Source organism: Kordiimonas lipolytica (assembly GCF_001550065.1).
Genome location: NZ_LRUB01000002.1, coordinates 401,393 through 420,616 on the forward strand (window position 1 = coordinate 401,393; position 19,224 = coordinate 420,616).

A 19,224-nucleotide genomic window follows, 5' to 3' on the forward strand; every position below is an offset into this window, starting at 1 on the left:
GTCATTGATTGGTGCGCGCGGCGCCCTGTCGCTCCACCGCCACCGCTTACCGATTAAAGCCTGATTTTGTCGGAGCGAGGTGCGAAGGCTAGGCAGAACAAGATCAAGGTATCGGGAACAGTAAACATGGGCCGTAACGTAGATGAAACGATAGATATCTCCTACAAACTGCTTGGAGTTCTTTGGGTTATTGCTTTGATTTGTCTTTGCGTGAGTTTTGCGGTGGATGAGCATGCGGCAGACTGTCAGTTGGCGACCTACCACATTGATAAATGTTGATCTTTTGGTCAAATCCACCAAAAAGTGTATTTTGCGTCAAGGTGATCATCCGGCAGTATTTCTCGGACCAAGCCGATGCGGGTTGAAAGCCTATCCTTGGGGAGGAGCCGTTTTTTGGATGGGGGCATCTTGCAGACAATTGGCATATCCTGCGGTTTTTAAACGAAAAAAATAGCTATTGCGCCGCTGGTTTGGTGGGGCAGGGCCAAGGCGCAAAGATTGACCTTGCGCCGTATTCAAATTGGCAAAGAAATTGAAAAGCTGTGAGTCGTTGCTGGATTTCTACGTGTCTGAACAAGTGGGCCAACTATTGGGCCAAGTTTTGTGAAAAAAAATTTCAAAAAGAGCACTAGTTAAAATCCATACATTTCATAAACTTATCTAAAATTAACAGATTTTCAAGGATTCGTGACCTACCCTGTACTTGGAATTTGAGTACGAAGCATTTATCTTAATGCTTAGCGGGTAGCCCCCGCGAATGCCCTCCGTGGGCGTTTCCTCCCTGAGCCTGGGCCACGCGAAAGCGTGGCCTCTTTTTATCCGGCAAATATTTTTCGGCACCTGTGGCATTTTTGCTAGGGGGTTCCTCTGCCAACCTCGGCAAGCGTTTCCTGCTGATTTGCGACACTTGGGTTTAGCGATGCGAGCGGGGCGGTCAGCCTGACACATGTGCATTATATTGGCGATGAATGGCGGAGCGAGCGCTCTAGGGCCATTTTCGGTGCATTTCGCATTTTTCACTTATGGGTAGAGTATTGCGAACGCTAGAAAATACGACTCGCTTGTGGCGAGAAGGTCTGCATTTCCCTGCGGTCGTATGCATGAGCCAAAAGAAAAGGGGCGCCGAAGCGCCCCTGATAAACCGTTTTGGGTCAATCCTTAGAAGGTGTAACGAGCCCGTACATAGTACATGCCACCGTTGAAGCCCATTGGGGCCGTTACCGGATACGCGGCACCAGCCACGCCAGCCCATGGGTTGGCGTCTGGGTAGTTGTCGAACAGGTTGTTCGCGCCAACGACAACTTCCAGGTTCTCCATCACATTGTAGCCAATCTCGGCATCAAGGGTGATTTCGGACCCTGCGAACACTGGCAGGCCGAAGGAGTCAAGGTGACGCTCGGTGTATTTGCCAAAGTAGTTCACCCGCGCCAGCATGCGCCAATTGTCTTCATTATGCGTGAAGGTGGCGTTGAACCGGGTTTTAGGCAGGTTGTTTTCCAGCTGGTCCTGACGAAGCTCATCAATGCCACCGCCGAGGACTTCTGTCTTGGTGTAGTTACCAGCAACTGCGATGTTGCTTGAACCGCTATCGAACAGATCCAGAGGGATCGTTGCTACAACGTCAATGCCCTGCGTGCGGGTGTCAAAGTCGTTGATGTAGTAGCGGAAAGCAGCAAGGTCAGCTGCGAAGCTCACGCCGCTATCCAGCAGTGCCTGACGTTCGGCTGCAGTCAGGATTTGCGTAGCAGACTGCGAAATACGGTCGGACACTTTAATGTTGAAATAGTCAACAGTGATGCTTGCTGCACCAACATCCCAAGCCATGCCAAGGGTGAAGGCATCGGATTTTTCAGGGCCAAGAGGCTGAGCGCCTTTGGAGACCGAAACAGGGTTGGTTGGTGGAATGGTACCACGCTGTGCAAGTTGCAGGCGGCCATCAACTTCCTCGAACACTGTCGAGATGTTCACAACCTGTTGCTGACCAACAGTTGGTGCCCGGAAACCGGAGCTGATGGAACCGCGGATGCGGAAGCTGTCGGTTACTTTGTAAAGACCGCTGATCTTGAAATTGGTCGTGGAACCAAAGTCAGAGAAGTCTTCCCAACGGAGAGCCGCGCCGAGGATCAGGTTCTCGGTTACGTCCGCTTCCATATCAACGTAGAACGCGATGTTGGAGCGGTCCCAAGTGCCTGCAACCTGTGGGCTGAAGCCAGAGAAACCGTTGGCGCCAATACCGAAGCCTTGAGTGCCTTCGATGATGTCTCCAACGTCATTCTCGAGCGCGAATGGCTCAGCCAGCACGCCTGTCTCCCAGGATTCGACCTGGCCAATACGAGCTTCAAACTGCTCCTCGCGCCATTCGAAACCGGCGGCTACGTTCAGGTCAGAATAGAAGCCAACGTCGATTGGGTAGGAAAGATCGGCGTTGAAGTTCTTTTCAAGCTGAATGTAGGAACCAAGCTCGAAGTTGTTGGGTGTTGCAGAGCCAAGGCTTGGGTTCACCGTGTTGTTGATGAAGAAGTCAGCCTGGTTGCGGCCCACATGCATGGAAATGTCGTAAGCAAGACCGCTTTCCATTTCACCGCGGTAGCCGAGAGCGATCGCTGCGTCGTTCAGTTTACCGCCGAACTGTGGCGTAAAGCCGCCTGGGAACATTTCGTTAAACACGAAACAGTTTGGATCAGCGAATACTTGAGCGAGCAGCGCGTCCTCGTTATCTGCGCCAACGATGATCGGATCAACCACAGTACCAGTGGTTGCTTCGCCTTCGTTGAAGTTGATGCCGCCCGGGCAGGTGATGCCGTCATCTGGCGTCATGTCACCTACAAGGCGCTGGGTGCCAGATACGTTCACACCGGAACGGGTGTCCGGGTTACGGAAGAAGAAGCCGCCTTCAACTTCACGCTCGGCGTAGTTACCGAACATATAGGCTTCACCGGAACCAGTGTTCAGGCCGGCATTCAGGAAGACTTTCCAGTCGTCACGAACTTCAGGTTGACCCCAGATCTGGGCATATGGCTGGCGAACATTGGTGTTGCCGTCAGCAATCAGGCCCAGGGCATCGTCACGCTGGACGCTGCGGCTGGTTGGGTCTTGCTCGCGCCACTCGGCGGAGAAGTTTGCAAAGCCGTCAGGGCCCAAAGGCAGGCCGATGTTGGCCGCGAACATACGCTGGTCGCCGTCGCCTTCAAAAGTCTGGCCCCATTTGGCTTCAACAGTGCCGCCTTCGGCATCGTCGCGCAGTACGAAGTTCATCACGCCCGCGATGGCGTCAGAACCATACTGTGCGGCCGCGCCGTCACGCAGCACGTCAACTTGCTTGAGTGCGATCGCAGGAATAACTGAGATATCAGGGCCCTGCGCGCCATCGGAAATACCGCCACCAAGGAAGGCGATTACAGCTGCGCGGTGACGACGCTTACCGTTCAGGAGGACCAGCGTCTGGTCTGGTGCGAGGCCGCGAAGGTTCGCTGGGCGAACAAGTGTCGCGGCATCCGAAATTGGCTGCGCATTTACGTTATAGGACGGCACAACAGTTCGCAGCAGGTTCGACATGTCGCCGTCGCCCTGGTTTGCAAACTGATCACCGCTGATGACGTCAACAGGTGCTGGCGTATCTGCCGCAGAACGTGCTGCCCGACGTGAACCGGTTACAACAACTTCTTCAATTGCCAGTCCGCCGTCGTCGGCAGAAGCATTGTCTTGCGCGCTTGCCGCAACAGTTGGCAATACTGCCGCCATCGCTACGCAAGACGTACCTAATAGGAATTTTTTCATGGTGTCCACAGAACCCCTCCGTGTTTTTTAAGGTGTGGTTTCAGTTCTTCGCTGCCAACCTCCCAGAAGCACAGCGAATGCACTCGATACCTACAAAGACGGATAGTAAGCCTGCTTTAGGAATAAAAAGATCAGAAAAAGGGTGCTTTTCTTCGTTGTGGCCAAGAAAAGTTAAAAAGTGTTGTTTTTGAAACACTTGTGTACTGTTTGGTCTAGAAAAGGAAATTTTGTTACCAATATTCGCCTTGCGCGCAATTTTTGGGAACACATATCTGCCCTGTGTCAGCTTGGTTACAATGGCTTTCGTGACTTGTGGACGGGTGATTAATTGGGGGTGGTTGGCTATTCTGCGGCCTTGGGTAGGTCAGTGCACTGCCGGCGGGCGTGGAGTTCTGTGAAGCGAGCAATTAGGTTTTCGCTAAACCACTGAAGTTTATCGTGAATTTCCCCAAACTCGGGCAGCGGCTCCAGTTTGTTTTCGTTCATATAGATGGCGCGGTTAATTTCAATCTGCAGCGCGTGCCGCCCCTGGTTGGGGTTGCCATAATACTGCGTGGTGAAGCCGCCGGAATAGGGAACATTCCGGCGCACGCGGAAGCCGGCGCGGATCAGAAGCTCCTCTGCGATGGATGTCATGTCACGGCTGCAAGCTGACCCCCAGTTATCTCCCAGCACTATATCCGGGCCGTATCGCTTCCCATCCCTGTTTTCTGACGGCATGGAGTGGCAGTCGATCACGACCGCATAGCCAAACTGTTTCCGTCGGGTGCTTATCAGAGCGGCTAGCTTTTCATGATAGGGCTTATAGACTTGATCAATCCGGAAAAAGGCTTCTCGGGCTGGCAGCTGCTTCGTATAGATGGGAACATTTTCCGCCACCAATCTTGGGATAATTCCCAGCCCGGCTTTCACCCTGTGGGTTTCCTGGACCATTGTTGGGTCAAGGGCAGGGGTGAACATGGTGGGGTCCAGTTCCATCTCGTCCCGGTTCAGGTCCAGGTAGGCGCGAGCGTGGGTTGCGACCAATAGTGTGGCACCAGATTCTGGGGCGCTCTTGAATAGGCGGTCCACAAAGGCATCTTCCGATAGCCGCAGTGTATGGTCTGAGAGGTGTGTGGCTGCCCGCATGGCTTTTGGATAGAAGCGTCCGCTGTGCGGCAGGGCAAAAACGAACGGCCCCGGTTTGGGGGCAGGCCGGCACAGGTAGGGGGCTGGCGCCTTCTCGATATTCCCGCTCGTATCGTCGCAGCTTTCTTGTGTCATGGTTTTACCCTATCGCGATTTCGGGGCGAAGTCATCGCAGATCTTGCATGTGGACGGGCTATAAAATTTGGCTTGCGCGGGCGTGGGCAGCGGTGTAAACACTGGCCCGTTCCCACCCGCTTGCGGGTCGGGCCTCCACATATGAATGGGACGGTCGGTTAGCTCAGTTGGTAGAGCGCATCGTTGACATCGATGAGGTCGTTGGTTCGAACCCAATACCGACCACCATTTAAAATCAAGCACATGCAAAACATATAGACTTTCGGCGCGGTACTCAGTGTATCATTAGCGCATCGCACGGAAGTGGCCTCAAGTGCCGAAGGGAGAAAAGTGTTATGGACAGTGAAAACAAGCCATCCCTGCTGGCTCAAATTCGCCGCAACATGCTTGTGGGGCTGTTTACGCTGATCCCCATCTGGCTGACCTTGTTGCTGATTTCGGTAATCCTGGAATTTATCAATGATCTGGCGGCGCCGATTATTAAGTGGATGACGGCGGGCGTCCGGCCAGATAATGCGCTTTATGAAATTATAAAGTCGCCCTTCTTCAATACGTCGCTTTCGGTGATTGTTCTGTTGCTTCTTTTTTATGTGGTCGGCTGGTTGGCGTCGCGTTATGTGGGGCAAAAGGTTCTCACGCTTTTCGAGCAGACGGTCGACCGCATCCCGGTGGCGAAATCCATTTACCGCACCATCAAGCGGCTCGCGGATGCAGTGCAGACCAGCTCGAACGATGTGGAGCGGGTTGTGTTGATTGAATTTCCGTCGCGCGACATGAAGACTGTCGGGCTTGTAACCCGTACGTTCAAGGACACAACAACCGGGCGGGAATTGGCGGCCGTTTATGTGCCGACAACGCCCAATCCCACGTCAGGGTATCTTGAGATTGTGCCGGTGGAATATGTCACGCCTACCAACTGGAAGATGGATGAAGCCATGTCCTTCATTATTTCCGGTGGTGCGGATGTGCCGAAAACCTTTAACTATGACAAAGCAGCCCCGCGCCAGGAATAGCGCGAGGCTGGTGAATGGTTTATTGGGTGTCCATGCCTGCCTGGCTAGGACGCCACTTGTTGCAGGTCTTCTGTTGGCACATCCCAAGACAGGTGATTGTCGTTGAGGATCACCAGATTTTTCGTGGTTATCACATCCGGTACGGCGGAATAGCCCAGAAGCTCCCCTGTTGTGGCTTCCGGGTGCCGCGCCAGCAAAAGCACTTCGTCTGAGCTGAAGTTCGTCAAGCCGCGGGCAATTTCCTGCCCCTTTTCATCATAGATATGCAGGATGTCACCCTTCTGGAATGTATCCGCCACGGAAACGATATCCGTGTGTTTGACTGCTTGCGGGCTTGAAACCAATTCATCGGCGGCGCTCTGTTTCAGGATCAGGCTGCCGGCTACCTGCAGCCTGTTGGTCAGCCATACTTTCCAGGCGGAAGCCGGTGTGCCGATTGCGGTGCAAGTTGTGTGGCGGCGCTCACCCTCAAGAACGGATAGAAGTGGGCGTTCAATCACGCCTTCAGCGATGATCGTGCTGCAACCGGCATGCTGTGCCATGTTGGCTGCCTGCAGTTTGGTGTACATGCCGCCGCTGCCCAGCGCGTTGGTGCCGGTGGTTGCCTCCAGATAGGTGCTGACATCCTCCAGCTTTTCGATGAACTGGGCGCCAGGCTCTGATGGGGGGCGGTCATAAAGTCCGTCGATGCTGGTCAGCAGGACAAGATGATCGGCCTGAATCATCTGGGCCACTTTGGCGGCCAGACGGTCATTGTCGCCCACGCGCAGTTCTTCGGTTGTTACCGTGTCATTTTCGTTCACGATTGGCATGATGCCATTCTCGAACAGGCGCTCTAACGTGTTCTTAATATTGATGAACCGGCGGCGGCCTTCCATGTCGCCCAAGGTGACCAGGATTTGCGCTATATCGAAACCGAATTCGTGGGCGACCTGCTTGTAGGCGTTCAGGAGAAGCGGCTGGCCGTAAGCGGCGGCGGCCTGCTTGTCCAGAATGCCTGCTTCCTCCGGTGTCTTGCCGATCGCGTTCAGTCCGAGGGCGACTGCGCCTGAGGACATAAGCACCACCTCGTAGCCTTGTTCCTTGAGGCGCGCAATGTCGCCCATCAGACCGTGCATGAAGGCATACCGCAGCGTCAATTGCTGGCTGTGGGCCAACAGGCTTGAGCCGATTTTGACGACGATACGCTTGGACATAGACACTACAGAATCTCCTTTTTCATGGCCAAAACTCGGCCCCTCATATAGGGGGCATTGTTTAAATATGCCAGAAATATTTTGAATTAAAATTAATTTCAAACGAAATGGTTGGTGAAAATATTCATATTATCTCATAAAAAACATTAGCTTATGGCTAAAATATGCGTCAGTGTCCCTGACCTTCTAGAAATTTAGACTTGAAAATATCATTCGAATTCTAATATTTAGCTCCAGCCGAGCAGCCACGCTTTTGTCGGGGCAATGCGCTTGGCCAAATGAAATCAAATGCCGGACGGCGTGAAGAAATGGAGTGAAAGAATGGATATTCTGATGGTCGGTTGTGGCCGTATGGGCGGGGCAATGCTGGGATGCTGGAGCACTCGCGAGGATATTCATTTTACTGTTGTGGACCCGGCTAAGCCGGATGTGCCTGCGGGCGTTCGTGTGCTGAGCGAGGCTTCCGCGCTGGGTTCAGACCAGTTCGATATCATTATTATCGCGGTCAAGCCGCAGATGATCGAAGCTGTCATGCCGGATTATACCGCTCGCCTCAAGGATGGTGGCTGCATGGTTTCCATTGCGGCGGGGTTCAGCATGGATAGCCTGAGGCGTGTGCTTGGCGATGCTCCTGTGATCCGCGTCATGCCCAACCTGCCAGCGTTGATTGGCAAAGGCGCCACTGGAATCTATGCCACCAACGATTGCCCGACCGCCCTTAAGGAAACGGTGGGGGATCTGATGGGGCGTATCGGCAAGGCAGTCTGGGTTCGGTCCGAAGACGAGCTTGATCGCCTGACAGCCGTTTCCGGCAGCGGGCCAGGTTATGTATTCCAATTTATCGAAAGCTTTATCGAAGGTGCCAGAGAGCTCGGCTTTGCTGAAAAGGACGCCCGCACGCTGGTTATCCAAACCATGGTTGGTGCGACTGAGATGGCCGCCAGCACAGATGCACCGATCAGCGAGCTGCGTACTTCAGTTACCAGCAAAGGCGGCACCACGCAGGCTGGCCTGGCACAGTTGCGGCAGGATCATATGCTGGACCTGTTGATGAAAAGCACGACCAAAGCCGCTTACGAGCGTGCCCTTGAGCTTAAGTAAGCCCCTGGCCGCACCTCATTTTTCCAATAACACAAACGGAGCCATTCATGACCTCCCTGTCCAACGAAATCAGAGAATATGTCCATTTGCTTGCCAAGCGCGCGAGTATCGCTTCCAGAAAGCTGGCAACGGCAACGACTGAGCAAAAGAACGCTGCCCTGTTGGCTGCAGCACGGGCTTTGCGCGCAGACAAGAAACTGATTGTGGCAGCGAATGAGCGGGACGTTTCCAGCGCGCGCGAAGAGGGCCGCAACGATGCCTTTATCGACCGCCTGATACTGAACGATGATCGGGTGGAGGCGATGGCAGATGCGCTTGAGGCGATTGTCGAATTGCCGGACCCTGTTGGGCGTCAATTGGCGATGTTCGACCGCCCGAACGGCTTAAAGGTTGAACGTGTAGCCGTGCCGATTGGTGTCATTGGTATGGTCTACGAGAGCCGCCCGAACGTGGGGGCGGACGCCGGTGCCTTGTGCCTCAAGTCAGGGAACGCAGTTATTTTGCGCGGCGGATCCGAAAGCTATCATTCTACAAGCGCCATTGTTGCTTGTATGAAGCAGGGCCTTAAGGAAGCCGGGCTGCCGGAAGATACAATCCAGTTTGTTGACACGCGTGATCGGGCCGCTGTAACGCATCTTCTTAAGTGCGCGGAATATGTCGACCTTGTAATCCCACGCGGCGGCAAGGGCCTGGTGAAACTGGTGACGGAACAGGCTGAAGTACCAACACTTCAGCACCTGGACGGGAATTGTCACACATATATCCATGCGGCAGCTGACATTGATAAGGCAGTGGCAATTGTGAAGAATGCCAAGCTGCGCCGTACAGGTATTTGCGGCGCCACGGAGAGCCTTGTAATCGACCGCGAGATCGCGCCAGATGTTCTGCCGCGCCTTCTTGATGCCATGCCAGACTGCGAATTCCGTGGTGACGGGCTCGCCATGACAATCGATGACCGGATCAAAGAGGCTGCTGAAGACGACTTCAGTACCGAATATCTGGATGCTGTCCTGTCAGTGAAGCTGGTGAACGGCGTGTCGAACGCTGTTTCATTCGTGGACCAGCATTCGTCCAAGCACACGGACGCAATCATTACTGAAGATCAGGAAGCCGCAGACCTATTCATGGATATGACCGATAGCGCCGTGGTGATGCATAATGCGTCAACCCAGTTTTCTGATGGCGGTGAATTCGGCATGGGGGCCGAAATCGGCATTGCCACCGGCAAGATGCATGCGCGTGGGCCGGTGGGGCTCGAGCAGCTGACAACCTTCAAATACAAGGTGCACGGTAGCGGCCAGACAAGGCCCTGAGGTGTAACAGCGAAACCATGATGGGCGCCCGGCACCTGTGTGACCGGGCGTTTGCTTAACAGATATATCAAGAACCGAAGGGGTAGGAGACAATGCAGATAGAAGTGATGATTTCACTGGCGGCCTATTTCATTTTGATGATGGGTATTGGGCTCTATGCCTACAAGAAATCCACCGATGACGTATCCGGTTACATGTTGGGTGGCCGGCAACTTAGCCCGGCTGTGGCATCCCTTTCTGCCGGCGCATCAGATATGAGCGGATGGATGCTGATGGGCTTGCCGGGGGCAGTCTATGTCTCTGGGCTATCGAGCGCCTGGATCGCGGTTGGCCTGATGGCCGGGGCATTCCTGAACTATCTGTATGTGGCACCGCGCCTGCGGGTCTATACCGAGATCGCGGATGACGCGATTACCATTCCAGACTATTTTGAAAAGCGATTCCATGACAGCTCGCACATGCTGCGTGTCCTGTCCTCTGTGGTCATCATTATTTTCTTCACGCTTTATACATCTGCGGGTGTGGTTTCCGGTGGCAAGCTTTTTGAGGCTTCCTTCGGCATGTCTTATGAAGTAGGCCTGTTCGCGACTGCAGGCGTGGTTGTTGCTTACACACTGTTCGGCGGCTTCCTTGCGGTAAGCATGACTGACTTCGTCCAGGGCTGCATTATGTTTGTCGCCCTTATTCTGGTGCCTGTTGTCGCTTTCTTCGACATGGGTGGCGGGAAGGCCATCTCCAATACAATTGGTGAGATCGACCCGGGGCTCATGAATATGTTTGGCGGGCTGACGATCGCGGGTGTTGTCTCCAGCCTTGCCTGGGGGCTTGGGTATTTCGGTCAGCCGCATATCATTGTGCGCTTCATGGCGATCAGGACGCTTCGCGACGTGGCAACTGCACGCAATATCGGCATGAGCTGGATGCTCATCACCGTTATTGGTGCGGTGGCTACGGGTAGCGTAGGGCTTGCATATATCGTGAAAAACGGCCTCAGCCTCGAAGACCCGGAAACGGTTTTCATCGTGTTGTCTGAGCTTCTGTTCCACCCCTATATTGCGGGCTTCCTGCTGGCGGCAATCCTGGCTGCGATCATGAGTACCATCTCGAGCCAGTTGCTGGTGTCCTCCAGTTCATTGACGGAAGATTTTTACAAGACCTTCCTCAGGAAAGAGGCGTCGCAGAAGGAATTGGTGTTGGTCGGGCGCCTGTCCGTTCTTGCCGTGTCGCTGGTAGCCATCGGGCTGGCATATGACCGATCCAGTACGATTCTGTCGCTGGTTTCCAACGCCTGGGCTGGCTTTGGCGCAGCCTTTGGACCACTGATCCTCCTGAGCCTGCACTGGCGTCACATGACGCGCGATGGTGCGATGGCAGGTATGATTGCCGGTGCGGCGACCGTACTGTTCTGGATCTATGCGCCTATCACCATTGGTGGCAAATCGCTTTCTGACAATCTCTATGAGATGCTGCCAGGATTTGCGGTCAGCATGCTGGTGTCGATTGTTGTCAGCAAGATGACGGAAGGCCGCGGCGAGGCCGAACGGTCAAAAGCACTGTTCGCGGAAATGGAAACTGAACTGGCAAAGGGCTAGGGGCTACCATTCGACCGTAACAATGATGGCATCGGAATAGAGGCCGGGGGCTGCGTTCTGTCCCCCGGCGATCCGGCCATAGACCGTGTAATTCCGGATTTCGCAGCACAAGAGCGACAGGGTATAACCGTCCGATACGACGGAAGTCCCGCCAGCGCCATCGGCCCAGATGGCTGTATGGGTGACATCCGTATAAAGATTGTAGAGCAAAGTATTACGACCGGAAGCCATTTTCCTGTCTGTCTTCTTGCCGTTTTCGCCCATGCTCAGCGATACCAGATAGGAAATGCTGTCCCCAATCGTGTCCGAGCCGCAGCTGACCTCGACATTGCCTGTGCTGTCGACAGCTTGTTGGGTCAGGGCATTATAGGTCCCGAAGCTTACGGCAGTGGCATTGACGGTGCAATAGCAGCCGGTGCCGCTACAGCTTGCTGCCGCCTGCCAGGACAGCAGGAAGATTGAAGCAAGCATGTAAAGGGCGGCGCGGGTCATCGTTGTATCCTCTTACAAACAACAGGGCGCGATACTGTTTGGCCTATCGAAGCAGAGATTGCTTGAATGTCTATTGTACAGCTTCCTGACGGCATATGGACAAAAAACCGGCGCGCTTTCTGCAGGCCCGAGACATAAGCCATCCCCCGAAAGCCGATTGGGATATCTTCGCCATCGTCTGCGGCATGCATCCTTGAACCCGGAGGAAGATCGTTGCCGTCCTCATCAACAATGTGAAACAGCGCTGCTGTCACTGCCTGCACAGGGAAGTCGGCAGATACGCCGCTGCGTCTTTTGGGAACCACGCGAAGCGAGGTCTTGCCGATATCTGCCGAAAGCGGCAGGTCCAACGGATCGATGGAAAGCCTGTTTTCCTCATAAGCGCGCAGGCCCGTGACCAGTGCATGGCCTGACTTGTTCGTTTTGGTGACAACGCGGTTGTCCTGCATGACGTCCACACCTGCAAAATTGCCTACGCTTACGAGGGCGAAGCTGTCGCGGACGGGCCGCGAAAGATAAGCATCGCCCTTGAGGATAACCAACCCACCCTTGAGGCCCAGGCGCGCCGCATCACGGCCATACCAGTGGCTGACATCAAGTGAGGCAATAGCTTTTGGGCTATCATAGGTGACGCCGGCCCTGCCGCTTTGGGTGTCGTCCTGCCGAATTTCCGCGCGGTAGCCCAGCCCACCCTCATATGGGGCGTTTTGATTGATCCGTGTGGTACCCGCCCAGTCACGGCCTGTTTTTTCCATCGTCACATTGCCAGCCGTGCGCGCCCCCAGCCGGGTTGTGAAGCTGATAAAAAGGCTGGTCTCCCGGAATGCACCGACACGGCGCGAGAAGTTAACGCCCAGCCCGCCCAGCTTGCCGAGTTGCACCGAATAGGTGGCGCCGATGACTTCAAAGTCGTCTCTGTCGCGTTCGTCAACCCGGGTGTAATTGACGGAAATAGACCCTTTGGATTGCATCTCGAACCCGATGTTGGCGCTGCTGCGGCTGCGTGCGGGGCGGAAGTCTTTACTCTCGCCCAGGCGCGTGAAGTCGGCGGTTGTCATTTCATGGGACGCGAATATGCCGAACGTCTGTGATGACCAGCTGGCGTCAAGTTGCAGTAGCCCGCCGACATTTCCGCCGCGAAAGCTGACGGCTGTCGATGTGGAAAGTTGGCCGCCAAAGGGCAGCTTCCAGTCGATGAAGGGGCCAAGGCTTGCTTGTTGGGTTGATCCTTCAAGGTGCATGCCGGCGGTGAAGCTCTGGCTCAACCCTTTGCGGAAACTGCCGGCTATGAATGGTTCCTCATAGTCGTTGCTGGTTGTCCCATAATTTTTCCGCAGCATGCCAAGGGACGCCGAGTAGGAGGCAAGGCCCGGTGTTAGCAGGTCGCGGTTGGCATAGAAGGGTTGCATCAAGACGGTTTCCCTGCCCAGCAGGTCTCGCACCACGACGCGCATGTTGCCTGCGCCCGTGATGATGGGCAGATGCTGGATGGTGAAAGGCCCAGGGTCTATGGGAAGGCTCGACCGTTTGACGTCATTAACGAAGATATCCGCAGTTGACGGCAGTGAGGCAGTGCCCGAGACGGTTGGTGTCGGGAAAGTAATGAAGCCGGGCTGCAGGTTGAAGTCTGTGCCGAAGCGGATGCCTGCAAATCTGACGGGTCGCCCCCAGCCACTGGCCCTTGTCACGCTGTCTCCCAGGTCCAGGCGAAGGCGCTTGTCCGGGAAGTCGATTGTCCATGTTGTTTCAAGCCGGGTCAGGCTGGCGTTCCCTGTCAGGTCTCTTCCCACGAAGGTCGCGTTGCCGGTGCCGCGTTCGGAAAACACAGATAGTTCAGCCAGGCCCCCGCCAAAATCGCTGCCGTCCCCGATTTCCAGGGACAGGTCGTAGTTGAGGAACATGCCCAGTGGTGTTGGGTCCGGGGGAACATGCCGCCAACGCTCGCCCACCTGATGATGAGGAAAGCAGCTTGCTGCACAGCTGATGTCCAAATGCTGGCGGTGCGTATCAAATTCATAAGACAGGCCGGGAATAGCCAGCAGGGGCAGCAGTGAAAAGGTACGGTATGACCGGGGTGTTATAATTGGTGGGACCAGCCCAAGCGAGTCGAGGGCCCGAATGTCCAGATAGAAGTCATCTGGCGTTTCAAGCGCCGCATATATGCCAGGCTGGCTGATGCCGTTCACGGCGACTGTGGTAAAATAGAGTGATTGACGCGGCTCTTCAGCGTCTTGTGCCAATCCGGTGTCGGCAATCCCGAAGATCAGGATTGCCAGTCGGAACAGGGACATCAGCTGAAGGCGCGATGTCATTTTTCCGCCGGAAGTGTTTCCTGATAGATGCCTTGGTCGGTCGCGGCCATTACTTCGAAGCTGTCAGGAAGTCTGGCGGCAAACGGCTCAGCGGTATCAAGACGCCATGTCATTGTCGATCCTGGCAAAATATATTGATGGGTGTTGGCTTCAAAGAAGATTTCATCGTCTTTCACCAGCCTGATGCCCGCCACCAGCGCGTGCGCATTGCCACTGTTTTCAACGGTTGCCCAAAGGCCGCCATCCTGGATGATCTTCCACGACAGGGGCGGCTGGGAAACAGTTTCAGGCTGCAGGAATACCGGAATGCTGATCCGGACGGCAAACTGAACCTGGCTGCCAGAGTCCTCATCAGGTGGGGACGGAACCTCCTGAATATACAGGCGATAGGTGCCTTCCCTGTTCCAGTCGTCATGTCGTGTACCCAGCGCTATGCGAACAACCTGTTCTTCACCGGCTGCTACACTGAATATTGGGGGGCAGGCGATGAGATTGTCTGAGTCCGCATATTGGTCTTTACCACCCGTTTGATCCCACTTGACCAAGCGTAACTGCACGACAGTGTCAGTGGTGCCGCGGTTATGGATGGTCATGGCAGCCAGAGCTGTGTCTTTTGTGAGCGTGATCCGGATCGGGCTGACTTCAAGGGAAGCCGCAGCCTGTGCTGCCTGAAACGGGGCAACTGAAAAAAATAAAAGCACCAAAAATCGTGCGACGTTATTCATGAAAAATTGCTCCCTGCTTCCCTAGAAATCCAGCGCTAAAATGGTGATTTCGCCTGAAGCGCCAGTTTCTCTTTTTTTGGCTGAGTTTCCTCTAGGTAACTGATAGTAGGACGCCTGGCCATATAGATTGCCTGCCTTGTTGATATTTGTTGACTGGTAGGCAGCTGTTTTTATCGAGACGGACTGCTGCCCTGGCCTTTGCACGGCTAGCTGATAATCGGTCTCACGTGTGCATAAAATTTCGAGCGGTTCTGCAGAACCTGCCACCTGTACTCTGGCCATGCGGACAATGCAGCGCGGCAGAACCACAGCTGAGACGCCAATGCGCGCGGTGGGTCTTTTAGTGTTTTTGTGCAAGTTGTTTTCTTGGGGGCTGTCTGCGGCGGCTTGCTGACTGGCAAGCAAAATCTGAGACCAGATGGCCAGAATGGCCGCGCTTCTGGTGGCAGAGCGATGCCAATGTCTGGTCAATAAATCCGCAAGTGTCATGCGTGCATCACCTGTTTCAGCATTGCAGCATTCGCCTTTCCTTCCCCATATGAAGCAGTATAACTCTCTAGAAAGTTACTGTCACTGTTACGGTGTCGCTATAGGACCCGGGGGCTGCGTTCTGAAGCGCAAACAATCTGCCATATACCGTAAAGGTCTGGTTTGATCCGGTACCTGTATCGGACACAGTATCGACGCCAACAGTATCGCCCCAAACTGTGGTGCGCTGGGTGTTTTGATAGAGCGAATAAGTCAGGTCATTGGCGCCGGATTCCATAACGCGGGTGGTCACTGTTGCGCCTTGGCCCGTGCCCTCATCCAGGCCGATGTCATAGTCGGTCGTGTTAGTGCAGAGAACGGTCAGTGTTACGGTGCCATCGATATCTGTTGCAGAAAACGGGTCATAAACGCCAAAGGCCAAATCTGTTGCGCTGACGGAGCAGGTAGCATTCACGGTTGCAGTGACCTGAAATGTATCGGTTTGCGCCGACGCGCCCGAAGTTGCGGTCATCCCCAACAGTAAAGTCGCACTAACAAGGGCAAGAAACTTTGCCACGTGATACCGTATCTGAGTTTTAAAATACTTCATATCTCCAGCTCCTTGTTGGCTAGAAAATATATCTACATATAGCTTATATGATGTATTCTTAATTTTATTTAAAGAGATCACAATCTGTCTTGTGTTTGTTTGCGGCAAACTGTCGCGATATAACGCTATTAATGATACCATGAGTTATTTTTTACATCTTTAAGGCGCTTTTTCTGACGTGAATTGCTCTGCCTGTGGCCGAATGAACAAGAGGAAAAGCGTTGCTGACAGCCCGGCTGCGGCAAACATCATACACATCACCATGATCTGGTAGCGCGCTGCGACAAGGGGCGATACGCCGGAAAGGATTTGCCCTGTCATCATGCCGGGCAGCGATACCAGCCCAACAGCAAACAAGCTGTTTGTGATGGGAATGAGGGCCGCTTTGAGGGCCACCGAGCGTGCGGTCAGATAGTCGTCGCCGCGCTTCATCTCTGCGGCGAGGCGTTCTGCAGCAAGGCTGACACTGTTCATTGAAGCTGCGAAAATCATCCCAGCCAGCGGGACCATGACTTGCGGTTTGAACCACGGGTCGGGGCGCAGAACTCCTTGTGTGATCAGGGCTAGGACAGAGCCGCCCCCAAGTGCGATTGCCAGTAACGCGACCGGATACAGCGTGCGTCTGGAAAGCTTGGTTGTCCTTAGTGAAATCCAGCTGGAAACAAGGGCCATTATGGCCAGAACCGAGACGACCACCCAGGGCGTTTCCGCTGCGAACAGGTAAACCAGGAAATACCCGATGAGCGACAATTGAAGGATCATTCGGGCAAAACCATATAGGGTTTCCCTCGCGTCACGTGACCATGTGTGCAGGATGGCGACCACGACGGCGACCGGCAAGAGCGCCAGCGCCAGATTGGCCAGTGGGATAGTGTGGGTCGCATCAGCCATGTTTCGGCTCCTGATTTTTATCTACGGCAAGTGATAAGCACGTTCGATTTTTATCAGGAAAGTCATATATTCACACGCTGCAATTCTTTAGCGTGTCTGTCATGCGGCTGCGCCTTCTTCCTTTGGTATTGCCAGATAGATGTTCCCTTTTTCGTCAGTTTTTGTCTCAAGGGCGGGGGTGCAGCCTTCGTTCGCGCCCTGTGCGGTGCCGGTTTTCAGGTCAATCACCCAATTATGAAGCGGGCAGGCAACGGAATGGCCATGCACAATCCCTTCCGACAAGGCAGCGTGTTTGTGTGGGCACTCGTTTTTCAGGGCAAAAATCCTGTTGTCCGAGGTACGAAACAGCGCCACTTCAAAGGCGCTCGTATAAATGCGGCGGGCCCCGCGGGCCGGGATGTCGTCAATATGACAGACAAGGGTAAAAGTGGGTTGAAATGTCATCGCTTCATCCTGCTGGGATTTTATTCTGATTGGGCGTCTTATTTTCTGCCTGCTGTGTCCGGACTCTGGCGTGAATTAGCAAGGCACGTGCCAGCATGGGAGGTGCTCAAGAATGAAAATAAAAACAGAGATTTAGTCCTTTTTTGAGACTATTGATGCAATTCCAACGAGAAAAACCTGATTATAATTTAGACATCGGCCAAAAAAATAGTCAGCCCAACTAACTCAGGGCGCCAAGCATGCTGGGGCGGCGGTGGGCAGGTTGCACCGGATAGTCATATGGGCTACAAAAGCCGCGCCCTGTTCGACATATGCTGGCGCCCGCCTATGTCATAGACAATCAACCGATTTGTGACTTTTCAGGAGTGCTTCCCATGCAATCATTCATCCCCCCGAAACGCACACTGATGGGGCCCGGCCCATCGGACGTTCACGACCGTATCCTCGAGGCAATGGCACGCCCCACACTTGGTCACCTGGACCCTGAATTCCAGCGCATGATGGAAGAGCTGAAGGAAGGCCTGCGTGCACTTTTCAAAACTGAAAATTCCATGACTTTCCCGGTCTCGGCTCCCGGTTCAGCGGGTATGGAAATGTGCTTTGTCAACCTGATTGAGCCCGGCGACAAGGTCGCCGTGGTCAAGTACGGTGTGTTCGGCGAGCGGATGAAGGAAAATGTGATCCGCGCCGGTGGCGTGCCTTTGATGGTGGAATTTGAATGGGGAAAGGCCCCGCTGCCGGCAAAAGTGGCAATGGTGCTGGAAGCCAACCCAGACGCTAAAATTCTGGCCTTCGTGCACGCAGAGACCTCCACGGGGGTGTGTGCAGATGCCAAAGCACTGTGCGATCTGGCGCGGGAATATGATTGCCTGACCATTGTTGATGCCGTGACCAGCTTGGGTGGCCTGCCGGTTGAGGTGGACAAATGGGGCATCGACGCCATTTATTCCGGCAGCCAGAAATGCCTTTCCTGCACGCCGGGGCTTTCACCTGTAAGCTTTTCCGAGCGCGCGCTGGACCGCGTGCGGGCACGTAAAACGCCAGTACAAAGCTGGTTCCTGGATCTCAGCCTGGTGATGGCATACTGGGACGGCACGGGGGGGCGGTCCTATCATCATACGGCGCCTGTGAATCCGCTTTACGGCCTGCATGAAAGTCTCGTGATGCTGTTCGAAGAGGGGCTTGAAGAAAGCCATGCCCGCCATGCGGTGATGCATGAAGGCCTTGTGGCAGGCCTTGAGGCAATGGGGCTTGAAATGCTTGTGGATGCCGACGTGCGCCTGCCCATGCTGAACGCGGTCAAGGTGCCGGACAGCATCGATGAAGCCGCGGTGCGTGCGCATCTCCTGGCGGAATATGATCTGGAAATCGGTGCAGGGCTTGGGCCGATGGCGGGCAAGGTATGGCGTATCGGGCTGATGGGAACATCCGCACGCGAGGAGAATGTGGAACTGTGCCTGACCGCACTCGCCGACGCGCTTGGCCGGCAGCAGATGCATGTGGATGGCATCAAGGCGCTGGAAGCTGCGCGCGCCGCCATGAGCGACGACTAGGCTTCAAAAGTCAGTTCCTGCAGATGATAGAGGGCGGGGATTTCCCCGCCCTTTTTACTCGCTCTTACCAATCAATTTGCGCCACATGCGTCTTTCGCACGCCAGGCTGCCGCCAGTAAGCGTGCTGGTGGCGGCCAGAACGATCAGAAGCCACATTACTTTGTCTGCCTGTTCTGTGCCTTTCAGCAAGAGGGCGCTGCCGATCAGCGCGGCAGCCCACAAAATTGCCTGGGTAACTTTTTGGCGTCCGCCGGCGTTTTTTTGGTTGATATCAGGTTTGGTGTCCTCGGTCATAACTTTCCCTTTTTGTTTCCTTGGGGTTCTTTAATGTAACCTATAGGTATCAAATAGGGATAAATTAAGGCCATGTCAAGAGCATGCCCAAATTTTGTCTATGATGGACTTGATCCAAAGCCTGGCGCAGTTCGTAAAAGAGACATTCCTCGTTTAAGCGACCCCCAAAGGGTCTCCTCC

At 54.5% G+C, this 19,224-nt stretch carries 18 protein-coding genes and 1 tRNA gene; 7 read left to right on the plus strand and 12 right to left on the minus strand.

Annotated features, from left to right (window positions below; all coding sequences use genetic code 11):
- Nucleotides 1-126: 126 nt before the first annotated feature.
- Nucleotides 127-279 carry a hypothetical protein gene (locus KORM41_RS22110; RefSeq protein WP_231727078.1) on the plus strand — a complete coding sequence of 51 codons (153 nt, stop codon included), beginning with the start codon at nucleotides 127-129 and terminating at the stop codon, nucleotides 277-279.
- Between the two features lie 879 nt (nucleotides 280-1,158).
- Here the strand turns inward: KORM41_RS22110 and KORM41_RS02030 are convergent.
- The 3 genes from KORM41_RS02030 to KORM41_RS02035 all read right to left on the minus strand — a co-directional run bounded on the left by KORM41_RS02030 (nucleotide 1,159) and on the right by KORM41_RS02035 (nucleotide 5,040).
- A complete protein-coding gene (locus tag KORM41_RS02030; protein WP_231727080.1) occupies nucleotides 1,159-3,741 on the minus strand; it encodes a TonB-dependent receptor plug domain-containing protein in 2,583 nt (860 codons plus the stop codon).
- A gap of 76 nt (nucleotides 3,742-3,817) precedes the next feature.
- On the minus strand, nucleotides 3,818-4,045 hold the full coding sequence (locus KORM41_RS21660; protein ID WP_156431857.1) for a hypothetical protein: 228 nt from the start codon (nucleotides 4,043-4,045) through the stop codon (nucleotides 3,818-3,820).
- 74 nt (nucleotides 4,046-4,119) lie between these two features.
- The gene (locus KORM41_RS02035) at nucleotides 4,120-5,040 is read right to left on the minus strand and encodes an N-formylglutamate amidohydrolase (RefSeq protein WP_068143850.1); all 921 of its coding nucleotides are present in this window, start codon (nucleotides 5,038-5,040) and stop codon (nucleotides 4,120-4,122) included.
- Between the two features lie 152 nt (nucleotides 5,041-5,192).
- Between KORM41_RS02035 and KORM41_RS02040 the strand changes: the two genes are divergently transcribed.
- Nucleotides 5,193-5,268, plus strand: a tRNA-Val gene (locus KORM41_RS02040).
- Nucleotides 5,269-5,375: 107 nt separating this feature from the next.
- Complete coding sequence (locus KORM41_RS02045) at nucleotides 5,376-6,053, plus strand: DUF502 domain-containing protein (protein ID WP_068143852.1); 678 nt, start codon at nucleotides 5,376-5,378, stop codon at nucleotides 6,051-6,053.
- Between the two features lie 44 nt (nucleotides 6,054-6,097).
- Here KORM41_RS02045 and proB read toward each other — a convergent pair whose 3' ends face one another.
- The gene (gene proB / locus KORM41_RS02050) at nucleotides 6,098-7,255 is read right to left on the minus strand and encodes a glutamate 5-kinase (protein ID WP_156431858.1); all 1,158 of its coding nucleotides are present in this window, start codon (nucleotides 7,253-7,255) and stop codon (nucleotides 6,098-6,100) included.
- Nucleotides 7,256-7,570: 315 nt separating this feature from the next.
- On the opposite strand from proB, the gene proC reads away from it, so the two are divergent.
- The 3 genes from proC to putP all read left to right on the plus strand — a co-directional run bounded on the left by proC (nucleotide 7,571) and on the right by putP (nucleotide 11,255).
- Complete coding sequence (gene proC, locus KORM41_RS02055; protein ID WP_068143857.1) at nucleotides 7,571-8,350, plus strand: pyrroline-5-carboxylate reductase; 780 nt, start codon at nucleotides 7,571-7,573, stop codon at nucleotides 8,348-8,350.
- A gap of 47 nt (nucleotides 8,351-8,397) precedes the next feature.
- Nucleotides 8,398-9,663: a glutamate-5-semialdehyde dehydrogenase gene (locus KORM41_RS02060; protein ID WP_068143859.1), complete on the plus strand. Its 1,266-nt coding sequence runs from the start codon at nucleotides 8,398-8,400 to the stop codon at nucleotides 9,661-9,663.
- Between the two features lie 92 nt (nucleotides 9,664-9,755).
- Nucleotides 9,756-11,255, plus strand: coding sequence for a sodium/proline symporter PutP (putP, locus tag KORM41_RS02065; RefSeq protein ID WP_068143862.1), 1,500 nt, complete (start codon nucleotides 9,756-9,758; stop codon nucleotides 11,253-11,255).
- Between the two features lie 3 nt (nucleotides 11,256-11,258).
- On the opposite strand, the gene KORM41_RS02070 is transcribed toward putP, so the two are convergent.
- The 7 genes from KORM41_RS02070 to nirD all read right to left on the minus strand — a co-directional run bounded on the left by KORM41_RS02070 (nucleotide 11,259) and on the right by nirD (nucleotide 17,197).
- A complete protein-coding gene (locus KORM41_RS02070) occupies nucleotides 11,259-11,747 on the minus strand; it encodes a Csu type fimbrial protein (protein WP_068143863.1) in 489 nt (162 codons plus the stop codon).
- Entirely contained in the window at nucleotides 11,744-14,059 is a 2,316-nt protein-coding gene (locus tag KORM41_RS02075; RefSeq protein WP_068143865.1) for a fimbria/pilus outer membrane usher protein, read from the minus strand. The genes KORM41_RS02070 and KORM41_RS02075 overlap by 4 nt, the downstream gene beginning before the upstream one ends.
- Nucleotides 14,056-14,760: a fimbrial biogenesis chaperone gene (locus tag KORM41_RS02080; RefSeq protein ID WP_231727097.1), complete on the minus strand. Its 705-nt coding sequence runs from the start codon at nucleotides 14,758-14,760 to the stop codon at nucleotides 14,056-14,058. The genes KORM41_RS02075 and KORM41_RS02080 overlap by 4 nt, the downstream gene beginning before the upstream one ends.
- A 45-nt stretch (nucleotides 14,761-14,805) precedes the next feature.
- Nucleotides 14,806-15,273: a hypothetical protein gene (locus KORM41_RS02085; protein ID WP_068143869.1), complete on the minus strand. Its 468-nt coding sequence runs from the start codon at nucleotides 15,271-15,273 to the stop codon at nucleotides 14,806-14,808.
- Between the two features lie 67 nt (nucleotides 15,274-15,340).
- Nucleotides 15,341-15,862, minus strand: a complete 522-nt coding sequence (locus KORM41_RS02090; RefSeq protein ID WP_068143871.1) for a Csu type fimbrial protein — start codon at nucleotides 15,860-15,862, stop codon at nucleotides 15,341-15,343.
- 159 nt (nucleotides 15,863-16,021) lie between these two features.
- The gene (locus KORM41_RS02095; protein WP_068143873.1) at nucleotides 16,022-16,753 is read right to left on the minus strand and encodes an ABC transporter permease; all 732 of its coding nucleotides are present in this window, start codon (nucleotides 16,751-16,753) and stop codon (nucleotides 16,022-16,024) included.
- Nucleotides 16,754-16,852: 99 nt separating this feature from the next.
- A complete protein-coding gene (nirD, locus tag KORM41_RS02100) occupies nucleotides 16,853-17,197 on the minus strand; it encodes a nitrite reductase small subunit NirD (RefSeq protein ID WP_068143875.1) in 345 nt (114 codons plus the stop codon).
- Between the two features lie 374 nt (nucleotides 17,198-17,571).
- Here nirD and KORM41_RS02105 point away from each other — a divergent pair, with 374 nt between their 5' ends.
- Nucleotides 17,572-18,750 carry a pyridoxal-phosphate-dependent aminotransferase family protein gene (locus tag KORM41_RS02105; RefSeq protein WP_068143877.1) on the plus strand — a complete coding sequence of 393 codons (1,179 nt, stop codon included), beginning with the start codon at nucleotides 17,572-17,574 and terminating at the stop codon, nucleotides 18,748-18,750.
- A 54-nt stretch (nucleotides 18,751-18,804) separates the two neighbouring features.
- On the opposite strand, the gene KORM41_RS02110 is transcribed toward KORM41_RS02105, so the two are convergent.
- Complete coding sequence (locus KORM41_RS02110; RefSeq protein ID WP_068143878.1) at nucleotides 18,805-19,044, minus strand: hypothetical protein; 240 nt, start codon at nucleotides 19,042-19,044, stop codon at nucleotides 18,805-18,807.
- Between the last annotated feature and the right edge of the window lie 180 nt (nucleotides 19,045-19,224).